Here is an 11,275-nt window from a genome sequence, read left to right on the forward strand (position 1 = left end):
GGTGATGTTGTTATAGTGACTGTTATAGCGAAACGTAAGTATAGACAAACCATGAATAAACTACACAAAGGACGAAACACCTTTTGAGTGTTCGTCTTTTTTGATGTTGACATTTTCACAAAATGGATAATGAGTTAAGAAATGTTTACTCTTCGTGAAAGCGGTGGTAAAATATAGGTGGTCAATAAAGATAAGGAGGGCTGATATTGGAAGTAGCAGTCGTTAAAACAATCGGGGAACTCATACGTGATACAAGACGCTCACTAGATATAACACTAACACAGTTATCAGAGTTGTCAGGCATTCCTAAAGGGACGATATCAAGAATTGAGAATGGTGATGTCAAACGACCAGAATTTCAGACCGTACATCCACTGGCAGCGGCGTTGACGATATCCTTTGAAACACTGATCGATTATTACGTTGAAGTCGAAAAAAGATCAGAACATTTAATGCGCATCTATCAGGCAACAGTCCGTCAATGCAGTGATGTCGAGTTAATTCGAAAGGCTGCAACCAAGTACCTTGAATCATCGAATGAAGACAGCTTAGATTTAACAGAAAAACTTTATCGAACGATTGACTCCGTCGAGGACACCTCCATTCAATTATCTTTGCTTAACCTCATCATTGACTACGCGCGCGCGCATGGAATCATGCCATTCATTGCAAAAGGTATGTACCAACGATACCTTGTTGAACGTAATGATTTCAGTAAATTGAAAGAAACCTACTACAGCGGAAAGTATGTTCTTCATTACATCGATTTCTTGCCACAAAATGATCGGATTGAGCTACACTACAAATTAGGGATTCATGCTTACAATTTGAGACTCTATGGTGAAAGCATTGACCATTGCAAGAGAGTAATTACGAAAGACAACGGCGAAAGCCCCTATAAAGTAAATGCGCTAGGAATCCTCAGAGATGCGCATTTTAGTATTGGAGAATACAAAGAGGCTGAATTGTACTCTATACAGTACAAGCAATTCAATCACCCACATACCAGAGAGAATATTGTGCTAATGGACGCACTATTCAATGCAAAGAAGGGTAATGTCGAGCAAGCGATTGAACAGCTCTTAGCATTCCTTGAGACTTGTAGTGAAGTTTCCTCCATACCTGCAACCAGACAACTCCTTCAATTGTACCTAAAGCAAAACGATCTTAAAAGCGCGAAAGACCAACTAGAAACTAGCAAAATAAACCCGTCCGTACTAGACAAGAGTAACCCTTTAATTTGTTCTAGATATGCCGACTACCTCCAAGTTAAAGGGGAATGTTATTTAGCATTAGAGGATTATGAAAAATGCATAGCTCATATGGTGGATGGGGCTTCATACTACTCCAAAGTAAACGATACGGTCAAAGAAAAAGAATGCCTTAACACGGTTATGCGTATCCACTTAGAGCATAATGTCTCCCCGCAGCCTACATTTGAAAAGTTAAGCACTTACTACATTAAAAGCGCTAAAGAAATGGAGGGTTAAGCATGAAGAACTTAATCAAAAAACTATATTTTAAATCCCTTCTCTACACAGTTATATTTGTAACAACGGCGGCGTCTTTCTCTGGTGACTCTGGGAGTATTCACCCTTGGTAGTAATTGTAGTAGCACCTTAAAGGTGCTTCTTTTTTATTTCACCGTTTCTTTTTTTTACTATTTTCTAGAATATATGAAACATATTATATTTGTTATGTTACTTTTAGATTCACATGATTTTGACACAATGAAATATATTTTTGCATATATAACAAAAAATGGTTTGATTCAAAATGAAACGAGTCATTAATGCAGTTCCAATTTATGAACAACTATATTGCAGTTGGTAAAGACAAATTTAGCATTGATCCTACTGCTAAAAATGTAGTTGGGGCTGACATATATGCTCACTACGAGAAAGGGATCAACAACCTCAATGACGCAGTTAGCCAAGGTTATATTATTGTAGAGAATGGGTAAGTCAGAGTACCGGAGCGAAGTGAATTCCAAACCAACCTTTCAAGTAATGCGTATTGGTGGGGAGTTGCGATTACCTTTAGTGACTCAGAAACTCGTAAGCGCAATTCGTAGAGGAGGAGAGTTATGGAACTCAGTCAAATCGAAGCGTTATTAATCACCATTTCTTTTCTTACTCTGTACACATTAATAGTCGTTCTAGGAATTCACTTCATCTTTAGAAAGAACATTTTGGTAAGGAATTATGTTTTCTTGGGGCTTGTGGCATTAGGTGTTCTGACATCGTATTACAACACTATTTTCAAGAATAGCGATAATTGGATTCAATCTGTTCTCTTTACAATCATATTTATTGGTCTTTCTCGACAACAATGGATTTACAGAAAAAAGATGAAAAAATAATACAACATTAAGGATCAAATCCATTCATGAGCCAACAACACTCGATATAGAGGAAGCTCGACTTTCGTTGAAAAAATATCTGGATCTTAACATTGAATCCGTAATATGTTATCGCGGAGGACTAAGCAAGGGAAGAATTAATGATCAAATTCGAATATTATAGATTAAACACAGCAGTTGTACCGACCGTAGACACACTACACTATCCACAACATCATTGTTGGACTGAACTAACGGAGAACGATAGCTCTCCGAGCAACTTTTATTACTTTAGAGAAAAGTAATTATCCGAAAAGCTGCTTCACCTTAAAAAGAGCATTTTACATCAATTTGAAGTTGATATTTCCTTAGAACATTACTATAACTACGATATACGTAAGTGGGGGACTCATTCGATCACCCATTTGGACATAAACGATCTCAATGAATTAGCTCAGCTCGCATACTCTCATCGTGTTGATCCATTTATATATCAAGAGTACCAAACATGTTGACTTTACCAAACTACAGTTGTAGCATGATTTATAACTACATACGTAGTTTTTTTAAATTAATTTTGGAGGTTTCATGCATGAATCAAATACCGCCCATTACGGATGCAGAGTTGGAAATTATGCGCGTCTTGTGGACAAATCCGAATTGCCCTTCGAGTGAGGTCGTAAAAAAAATGATGGATCGAATGGGGTGGAGCCCGAATACGACTCGGACGCTCCTTAGTCGTCTGGTGCAGAAGGAAGCGGCGGGTGCGAAGCTGGAAAAGGGTTCGAAGCGCACCCAATTATTTTATCCGATCATCAGCGAGCAGGAGTACCTGCGGTCCGAAACCAAATCCTTTATGAAAAAACTGTATGGCGGAGCATTGAAGCCAATGTTGGCCAACTTTTTACAGGATAAAAAGCTGAATGCGCAGGAAATCGAGGATCTCAAGGCTTTATTTGATGATAACCGCGGTGACGAACCGGAAAAGAGAGATAGCTAATGAGTCCAACACTGCATGAATGTTTATTATCGTTTTTCGGCTGGGTGCTCCGCGGGTCCTTTATGGCCAGTATCCTGATCTTACTGGTTCTTATCCTGCAATTGTTATTGAAAAACAAGCTTGAAGTCAGGTGGAAGTTTCTGCTTTGGGTACCTGTAGCGATTCGTCTGTTGCTACCTTGGGCGCCGGAATCTTCACTTAGCCTATACAATGTTTTTTCATTGGAGGCCATAGTTCCCGTTAATCAACCACAAACTCAAAATCCATCAGCTTGGTATAACTTGTGGAAGGGGGCAGGTAGAAATAGCGAAGTGGCAACTCCAGTAGAGAATTTTTCTGACTCGGAGGAAAGCAACCTTTTAGGAGGGAAAACGGGAGTATCGGATTCGTCTCATGAATCAGGTACTGTATGGGACATACGCTTCTGGTGGAGCGGGCTCAAGCAAATGGGCTTCACCAATATGCTGATGTCGGTTTGGCTTTTGGGTGTCCTGCTTTTTGCGGCGAAAACGGGCTGCGACCAGTTTCAATTGAAGCGAGCCCTGCGCGCGAGCAGAAATATTGAAACTCCTTTTTTATCGGCAGTGTTCCGCGAAACGAAGCAGCTAATGGGCGTAAAGCGTGATGTGCGGTTTGTAGCAAGTGAGTGCATTCCTGGGCCTGCCGTAGTCGGTTTTCGCAATCCTGCGATCGTTATTTCGCCGAGTCTGATCGTCACGCTGCGAGAGGATCAGCTTCAGTGTATTTTGGCGCACGAATTTGGGCACATACAGCGACGGGATGTGGCGGTGAATTGGATGATGCACATTCTACTCATTCTCCATTGGTTTAATCCATTGTTGTGGCTTGCTGTACATAAAGCAAGGCAGGATCAGGAGATGGCCTGCGATGCATGCGTGCTGGATCGGTTGAGTTTACAGCCACCTCTACAGCATAACCATACATACGGGCAGACCATCATCCATGTGCTAGAGCATTTTCATTTGTCAGGCAAACAACATCAGCCAGGGCTTGCCGGATTGTCCGCGACACATAAACAAATGAAAAAAAGATTGTTAATGATCAAGCGATTTCATAAAAAATCCTATCATTTGTCCATGTTGGGGATGGCGATTATTGTTGCACTTGGCAGCGTGACGCTGGTAAATGCGAAGGGAAACGATGTTGGGGCCGCACCGTCCCGTACTATAGGCGAGATCGTCCTGAAAACAGGAGCCGAAAATCCAAAGGCTGCAAGTGAAGGGGAGAAGCTGGAGAAAGCGGAGAAAGAGAGAATCGCCAAATTGCTTGAAAAAAATCCGGATGATACGTATATCGTATATGTCAGTAATGAATTAAAGGAAGGAAAAGGAGGTCGAGAAGTTTCTCTCATGGGAGGCTCGCCTCCAGGCTTCGATACCTATGAGGGTTACCTCAAAAGAGCATCGACCTTGAAAGAGGCGGTGCCGCAGCAACCAGCCGACTTGCCGGAGGGCTATACCTTAAGCAAAGCAAATATTTATTTCGTGTTCACTTCTAAGGATTTTGCACCAGTGAAAGCCGAGGCTAAAAAATTGGACAAACTGATATATTCCAAGAAAATTAACGTGACAAAAAGCCACCACATCGGGTTAACGTACACGAATGGAGAAGACTATATCTCATTTCAGAGTTTTCATTTTGACGAGGAAGATTTAAAAGATAAGAAGAGGAAAGAAAAGGAATACACCTATACATCCGCTAAAGACAGGGAAAAGGAAGATCCGAAGCACGAAGGAAGAAACTATCTTAGCTGGGAAAGAGGTGAAAAAGTTTTCCAAATCGTAACCAATAAGGGTAATCCGTTGACGGAAGAAGACCTGATCAAGCTAGCGAAAACGGCAGTAAAAAAATAGCTTTGTAAACGGAATGTTTGTTGTAGAAATGATGAGAATATTATATGGATTCGTCTTAGTTCTTGCGTACAAGCCCATGCAGTCTGAAATAGAATGCATGGGCTATCTTTTTGTGGAAAAATTTTTACATCAATGATGTTGACATTTATAAACTACAGATGTAGTATATTAGTAAACTACAGTTGTAGTTTATTGGTTGAAATCAAAAATGAGAGGAGTACTACAAAATGAAAGCAGCATCAAAAGTAGCAATCACAGCATTAAGCAGTATTTTATTACTGGGTTCTTCGATGAACCTAACGGCAGAGGCGGCCCCATCCCGTGCTTCAAGCGACATCACCTTGAAGACGACAGCTGCTAAACAGGAGGCGTCAAGTGAAGGTGAAAAGTTAGTAGAAGCAGAGAAGGATAAGATTAACAAATTGCTGGAAGAAAATCCGAATGATTCGTACATTTTATATGTCAGCAATGAATTAAAGAAGGAAGAAAGCAGTATTCCGGAAGGGTGGATTTCTTTTTCAGAAGTTTCTTTTATGGGAAGCCCCCGATCTCAAAGCTTTGATACCTATGAGGCTTACCTCAAAAGAGCATCGGCCTTGAAAGAGGCGGTGCCGCAGCAACCGGCTGATTTGCCGGAGGGTTATAGCTTAAGTAAAGCGGATATTTATTCTGTGTTTACTCCCAAGGATTTAGCAGCAATAAAAGCCGAGGCTAAAAAGCTAGGAAAACAAATATATTCCAAGAAGATGAACGTAACAAAAAGCCACCACATCGGGTTAACGTACACGAAAGGAGAAGACTTTATCTCAATTCAGAGTTTTCATTTTGACGAGGAAGATTTAAAAGATAAGAAGAGGAAAGAAAAGGAATACAACTATATATCCGCTAAAGACAAGGAAAAGGAAGATCCGAAGCACGAAGGAAGAAACCATCTTAGCTGGGAAAGAGGTGAAAAAGTTTTCCAAATCGTAACCAATAAGGGTAATCCGTTGACGGAAGAAGACCTGATCAAGCTGGCGAAAACGGCAGTAAAAAAATAGATTTGTAGACGGAATTATTGTACAAGCCTATGCAGCTTAAATAGAATACATGAACCAAGTTTACCCTCATAAACTACATTTGTAGTTTATGAGGGTAAACTCAAAATGAGAGGAGCGCTATAACATGAAAGCAGCATCAAAAGTAGCAATCACAGCACTGAGCAGTATTTTATTGTTGGGTTCTTCGGTGAACCTAACGGTAAAAGCCGCCCCATCCCATGCTTCAAGCGACATCTACTTGAAGACGGCAGCCGCTAAACCTAAGGCGATAAGTGAAGGGGAAAGGTTAGAAAAAGAAGAGAAGGATAAAATAATCAAGTTGATGAAAGAAAATCCGGATGATACGTACATGTTATATGTCAGCAATGAATTAAAGAAAAAAAAAGGCGGCCAGGAAGTTTCTCTTATGGGGGGCTCACCCCCAAGCTTCGATACATATGAGGCTTACCTCAAAAGAGCATCGACCTTGAAAGAGGCGGTTCTGCAGCAGCCAACTGACTTGCCGGAGGGCTATACCTTTAGCAAAGCGAATATTTATTTCGTGTTTACTCCTAAGGATTTTGCAGCAGTCAAAGCCGAGGCTAAAAAGCTAGGCAAACAAATATATTCCAAGAAGATAAACGTAACAAAAAGTCACCACATTGGGTTAACGTACACGAAAGGAGAAGACTTTATCTCAATTCAGAGTTTTCATTTTGACGAGGAAGATTTAAAAGATAAGAAGAGGAAAGAAAAGGAATACACCTATACATCCGCTAAAGACAAGGAAAAGGAAGATCCGAAGCACGAAGGAAGAAATTATCTTAGTTGGTTTGAAAATGGTAAGTCTTTTCAAGTTGTAACCAATCCGGGCAATCCGTTGACGAAGGAAGAGCTGATCAAGCTAGCGAAAACGGCAGTAAAAAAATAGGAAGCACTATTTCATAGTGGCGAACCGAAGCTGATTCGATATCGACGAAACCCTCAGGGAAGACGCAGGACAAAATGTCAAACCTGAGGGTTGTTTTGTGTTTTTTTAAAAGATTGAAAGTCATGTTACAAATCGAATGGTGGAAATTGTTGTATAAATGGGGCATATTACATAATGGAACAAAAAGGAGCGATTTTAAATGTAAACGACAACGCCTTGAAGACGGCGGCCGCTAAACCAAAGGAACTAGAAAAAGAAGAGTTCACTAGACTCGACAAACGGCTAGAAAAAAATCCGCAAGATATGTACCTCGTATATAGCAGCGCAGCGGCCTGCTGACCTGCCGGAAGGCTATACTTTTGAAGAGGCTTTTATTATGGGGCCGTACCTCAATGAATATGCAGCGGCAATGAAAGCCGAGGCCAAAAAGCTGGGCAAAAAGATCCATTCAAAGAAGCTTGAGTGGAAGAGATACGAACTTGATTACGTTGACTTACAAAAACGGAAAAGACTATATCACAATCGCAAGTTATTCTCTTGATGAGAAAAAGAAGAAACCAAAAGGATATGTCTGTAAAACTGCTCAGGAGGCGGAAAAGAAAAATCCGAATCTCCATCCCAATCTCAGAGATGCAGTGATAAAAAAACTCGCTAAGTTGGATTGAACAGGGCAAGGAATTTGCGATTTCAACCAATCCGGGCAATCCATTGACGAAGGAAGATCTGATCAAGCTGGCGCAAACGGCAGTCAAAAAATAGATTCTATTCCCGTCGTATCGGGCATCGTTATTCTACTGTCCACAGCCTAGGACTGTGGGTAACTTCTTTGGATGAAGATGATCTTGCCTATTCGATCAAAGTAATGGAGACTGCGCTGCAAAAGAAGGGGTTCGCAGATATGAGCGGCTACAGGTTTGGAGATGAAGTGGCGAAGGCACAAGGCTATGCGCCTGTTGGTTTGTATTATGGTCCTTATCCTGGCTAGTATTAGTAAAGAGCAGACAGATGAGAAGAGAAGAACATATGAATACATGGGTGAAAGTACGATTACTTTTCTAAGCGTCGTCGTCTTGTTAGGCTCCATGAATGCTGCCGCAAGGGCAGCAGCAAGCAATCCGGCGATAGAAACGGCAACCGCGGAAAATTAACTAGCCCCAGACTGAATGAGTTGTCTGTCTGCAGTTCTTCCGCCAGTTGCGAAGGGAACTTCCCTCTGGGCTTGCTCTCTCTTCTACGATCCTGACTAGCTTGATGGGAGGACTTCGCTTCGTAAGTCTGATTCACGAACCCACGCTTGATCTCACGAGCGATGGTGGAATGGTGACGGCCTAAATGGCGAGCAATGGCTCTTGCAGACCAACCTAGTCTATTTAATATCTCTAGTTGTCCACGATCAATTATGCTAAGATGGGAATAGTTCATGCTGGGTTCTCCTGTATCTATGGTGGTGTGGTAACTTCCATTTTACACGAAACCAACATGGGTTTTCTTTTTTCTAGGTGTCGCACTTCATATTACAATCCGTCATACTAAAATTATTGAAAGTCTTAAAGGAGAGTATTTGTTTATGTTAACTTACCCGGCTGCCACAACTAGAGAAGAAAAAATACATATCATCGGCCAAATTAAAGATCGGCTCCTTCAACAGCATGGCGAAACCATTCTGGCGATCGGACTGTACGGCTCGATTGCTCAGGGGATTGACGGTCCGTATTCCGATATCGAACTTCTCGTGGTCACGAAGGATGGGATATCCCTACCTGATTATGAATTTATATATCTCCCATTCAAAATTGAAATCAGTATGAACCAAAAGCATGAAGTTTGTCAATGCGCCACTGCCGTAGATGATTCCTGGGCCATTAAAGCCGGAGTATATACTCATTTGGAAGCGATTTATGACCCGACCGGATTGCTGGACCAGATCCGTGCTTTGTCAAAACAGATTTCCAAAGAGGCGATCCGGGAAACTATGAGAGAGTTCATGATTTGGGAGCCTTACGAAACCATGGGCAAAATACGCAACAATAAAATTGCGGGAAATGACAGCTACCTGCCTCTTGGAGCAAAAGACCTGGCTTGGCAGACCGCCAAGCTGATTGGACTTGCCAACCGAACCTTCTACAACACGAGAGCCCAAACATATGAAGAATCCCTGCGGATGCCGTCCAGACCGTCTGGATACGATGAGCTCGTAGAATTGATGATGCGCGGCCAGCTACATGATACAGAGGTGGTTTATAAGCGGTGTGAATGTCTGTGGACTGGATTGAATGAGTGGTATGAGAAGATGGGGATTGATTATAAGGTGAAGGAATTTCCTTTTTAAGCTGCTTTTGTTGCAATGGCGACCTAGTCACGACGGGTGAATTCCTTCAAAACATAACCGACTTTCTCCTATATATCGCATTGGTGCCGCGTAAATTGCGGCTTATATATTTAACGATATAAGTTCTTGTCCATAACGAAAGACAAGAACTTGTATCGTTAGCCGGAAATGACAAGAACATATACGGCTATTCGTAATTGAGATGTGTTATCAATTAAACCACGCCTGTTTATTAACCAAATTATGTAATGAAAATGAGCTTGTTCTGGCCATCCGTTTGAAGAATGTGAAAAAGCCTTAACCGCCATTCAACTGGCAGTTGCCCAAGATCAAGCAAACGTGCGAATGACAGTGCCACATGTCGTGAAAGGATTGAACTTGTTGCATCATACAGCGATTTTAACAATACATACACCATGAGGGCCGTGTACAATTGACCATAGACTGCATTTTCTGACGTACCAAATAGAGTCGGCACGTTCAAATGTTGCTTGATCCATCGAAAAAAGACCTCCACCTGCCAACAAGCTTTATACATCTGCGCAATTTGTTCGGCTGTCACCTGCATCAAATCGGAATTATTTCTTTAATAATCGTTCATGTGATGGAAGTTCTTTCAACTGCTCTCAACTAGTATGGTGTGCCTTCAAGGAAAAAGCTAGTATCGATATCGATAAAGACGGCGGGTTCGGTGTGTACCTAAGGGACATTCGGGATTCAAAGCTTAAAAAGGCGTAACTAAAAAAACTCATGGAACTTAAGGAAAGCATTGAGTGTATTGCCCAGTAATCCAAATGATTAATAGATATCAGAAGATCAAGAGGTTAATCTCTATACTTTTGTAATGGGAGATATTAAATGAATCTACTTAATGATAATAAACCCTTAATTAGTAGAGCATGCTTATTATTTGTCACTTTGGTTCTTATTATTGCAGGGTGCAGCAGTTCCAAGACTGATGAAACAAATTCTAAGATTGAACCGGTAGCTGCTATTTATTATTCCACCGATCTTCCAAATGAAAAAATAGGCGATGGATTAAGTTACTTGTTCCTCATCGATCAACAAGGGAAGCATATGACAATAAAGAAGCGGGGATTGGAGTTAAACTCGATCATTCCTTATAAGGGGGCACTACTCCTTAATCAGAAAAATGAGCTTCTTTCCATAAAACAAGATAGCGACTTGATTAAGTCAACATCATTTGAAGAAGATTGTAAGGTTTACGCTGGTTATGGACAATCTTCTGGACAAGTGAACGATCAGAATACGTTTTATTCTATTTATAACCAAAGTTTTAGCAGTGATAGGAAGCATTACATTTCCAAAATAAGATGGGGTGACCAAACGAATAACTACTGTAAAGATATTAATGAATATATTGAAGTATCGGGAGATGACGGTAGCAGCATTTATTTCATTTCGTCTGAAACTGAAGATGGTAACAAAAAAAGTTTTCATAAGCTGTCCTTAGAGAACGATAAGTTGATTATGACAAAGACATTTCTTGAACAAGTGAAGACGGATGGAAGATTCATGTTTACTAAGTTGATACCATATAGCAATGACATGGTGGGTATATATGCAGACTTAGTTGGAGCTAAAGTCGAATTAAATCTGATACAAATCGACAAGGACAATAAAACCCCTTTAAAAAAACACCCCTTGGTACAATACGACCGTAGTAATTCGCATTATTATTTCTTCAACAAAGAAAGCATTTATGTGAGCATTTTGCAGTAATCTAAGCCCTTGCTACACAAGGACTTTCAGCAATAAAA

At 40.9% G+C, this 11,275-nt stretch carries 12 protein-coding genes and 2 pseudogenes; 12 read left to right on the top strand and 2 right to left on the bottom strand.

From position 1 onward, the window contains the following. Positions 1-206: 206 nt before the first annotated feature. From LQV63_RS22230 to LQV63_RS22270, 10 genes and pseudogenes are all read left to right on the top strand, one after another. Positions 207-1,490 carry a helix-turn-helix domain-containing protein gene (locus LQV63_RS22230; protein WP_233698349.1) on the top strand — a complete coding sequence of 428 codons (1,284 nt, stop codon included), beginning with the start codon at positions 207-209 and terminating at the stop codon, positions 1,488-1,490. 317 nt (positions 1,491-1,807) lie between these two features. Further along, a complete protein-coding gene (locus tag LQV63_RS22235; protein WP_233698350.1) occupies positions 1,808-1,963 on the top strand; it encodes a hypothetical protein in 156 nt (51 codons plus the stop codon). A 421-nt stretch (positions 1,964-2,384) separates the two neighbouring features. Continuing rightward, positions 2,385-2,525, top strand: a pseudogene (locus LQV63_RS32125) (MBL fold metallo-hydrolase); the annotation flags it as partial. 408 nt (positions 2,526-2,933) lie between these two features. Beyond that, positions 2,934-3,341, top strand: a complete 408-nt coding sequence (locus tag LQV63_RS22240; protein ID WP_233698351.1) for a BlaI/MecI/CopY family transcriptional regulator — start codon at positions 2,934-2,936, stop codon at positions 3,339-3,341. Further along, positions 3,341-5,215 carry a M56 family metallopeptidase gene (locus tag LQV63_RS22245; protein WP_233698352.1) on the top strand — a complete coding sequence of 625 codons (1,875 nt, stop codon included), beginning with the start codon at positions 3,341-3,343 and terminating at the stop codon, positions 5,213-5,215. Before LQV63_RS22240 ends, LQV63_RS22245 begins: the two co-directional genes overlap by 1 nt. A 227-nt stretch (positions 5,216-5,442) precedes the next feature. Further along, the gene (locus tag LQV63_RS22250; protein WP_233698353.1) at positions 5,443-6,255 is read left to right on the top strand and encodes a hypothetical protein; all 813 of its coding nucleotides are present in this window, start codon (positions 5,443-5,445) and stop codon (positions 6,253-6,255) included. Between the two features lie 124 nt (positions 6,256-6,379). Next, positions 6,380-7,165: a hypothetical protein gene (locus tag LQV63_RS22255; protein WP_233698354.1), complete on the top strand. Its 786-nt coding sequence runs from the start codon at positions 6,380-6,382 to the stop codon at positions 7,163-7,165. Positions 7,166-7,339: 174 nt separating this feature from the next. After that, positions 7,340-7,504 carry a hypothetical protein gene (locus tag LQV63_RS22260; protein ID WP_233698355.1) on the top strand — a complete coding sequence of 55 codons (165 nt, stop codon included), beginning with the start codon at positions 7,340-7,342 and terminating at the stop codon, positions 7,502-7,504. Positions 7,505-7,644: 140 nt separating this feature from the next. Beyond that, positions 7,645-7,830 carry a hypothetical protein gene (locus tag LQV63_RS22265; RefSeq protein WP_233698356.1) on the top strand — a complete coding sequence of 62 codons (186 nt, stop codon included), beginning with the start codon at positions 7,645-7,647 and terminating at the stop codon, positions 7,828-7,830. Between the two features lie 161 nt (positions 7,831-7,991). Next, on the top strand, positions 7,992-8,150 hold the full coding sequence (locus LQV63_RS22270; protein ID WP_233698357.1) for a hypothetical protein: 159 nt from the start codon (positions 7,992-7,994) through the stop codon (positions 8,148-8,150). Between the two features lie 191 nt (positions 8,151-8,341). Here LQV63_RS22270 and LQV63_RS32360 read toward each other — a convergent pair. Then, positions 8,342-8,587, bottom strand: a pseudogene (locus LQV63_RS32360) (helix-turn-helix domain-containing protein); the annotation flags it as partial. Between the two features lie 145 nt (positions 8,588-8,732). Between LQV63_RS32360 and LQV63_RS22280 the strand changes: the two are divergent. After that, positions 8,733-9,494, top strand: coding sequence for a kanamycin nucleotidyltransferase C-terminal domain-containing protein (locus LQV63_RS22280; protein WP_233698358.1), 762 nt, complete (start codon positions 8,733-8,735; stop codon positions 9,492-9,494). 241 nt (positions 9,495-9,735) lie between these two features. Here LQV63_RS22280 and LQV63_RS31840 read toward each other — a convergent pair whose 3' ends face one another. Beyond that, positions 9,736-10,062, bottom strand: a complete 327-nt coding sequence (locus LQV63_RS31840) for a transposase (RefSeq protein WP_407672951.1) — start codon at positions 10,060-10,062, stop codon at positions 9,736-9,738. 290 nt (positions 10,063-10,352) lie between these two features. Between LQV63_RS31840 and LQV63_RS22290 the strand changes: the two genes are divergently transcribed. Continuing rightward, positions 10,353-11,237, top strand: a complete 885-nt coding sequence (locus tag LQV63_RS22290) for a hypothetical protein (protein WP_233698359.1) — start codon at positions 10,353-10,355, stop codon at positions 11,235-11,237. Positions 11,238-11,275: the final 38 nt, after the last annotated feature.

It is taken from the genome of Paenibacillus profundus (assembly GCF_021369635.1).
GTDB classification, from domain to species: domain Bacteria; phylum Bacillota; class Bacilli; order Paenibacillales; family Paenibacillaceae; genus Paenibacillus_B; species Paenibacillus_B profundus.

What these genes read in the sequence shown, in the direction of transcription:
- LQV63_RS22235 (WP_233698350.1), top strand. Translation starts at nt 1,808, where the DNA reads ATGAACAACTATATTGCAGTTGGTAAAGACAAATTTAGCATTGATCCT.
- LQV63_RS22240 (WP_233698351.1), top strand. Translation starts at nt 2,934, where the DNA reads ATGAATCAAATACCGCCCATTACGGATGCAGAGTTGGAAATTATGCGC.
- LQV63_RS22245 (WP_233698352.1), top strand. Translation starts at nt 3,341, where the DNA reads ATGAGTCCAACACTGCATGAATGTTTATTATCGTTTTTCGGCTGGGTG.
- LQV63_RS22250 (WP_233698353.1), top strand. Translation starts at nt 5,443, where the DNA reads ATGAAAGCAGCATCAAAAGTAGCAATCACAGCATTAAGCAGTATTTTA.
- LQV63_RS22255 (WP_233698354.1), top strand. Translation starts at nt 6,380, where the DNA reads ATGAAAGCAGCATCAAAAGTAGCAATCACAGCACTGAGCAGTATTTTA.
- LQV63_RS22260 (WP_233698355.1), top strand. Translation starts at nt 7,340, where the DNA reads ATGGAACAAAAAGGAGCGATTTTAAATGTAAACGACAACGCCTTGAAG.
- LQV63_RS22280 (WP_233698358.1), top strand. Translation starts at nt 8,733, where the DNA reads ATGTTAACTTACCCGGCTGCCACAACTAGAGAAGAAAAAATACATATC.
- LQV63_RS31840 (WP_407672951.1), bottom strand. Translation starts at nt 10,062, where the DNA reads ATGCAGGTGACAGCCGAACAAATTGCGCAGATGTATAAAGCTTGTTGG.
- LQV63_RS22290 (WP_233698359.1), top strand. Translation starts at nt 10,353, where the DNA reads ATGAATCTACTTAATGATAATAAACCCTTAATTAGTAGAGCATGCTTA.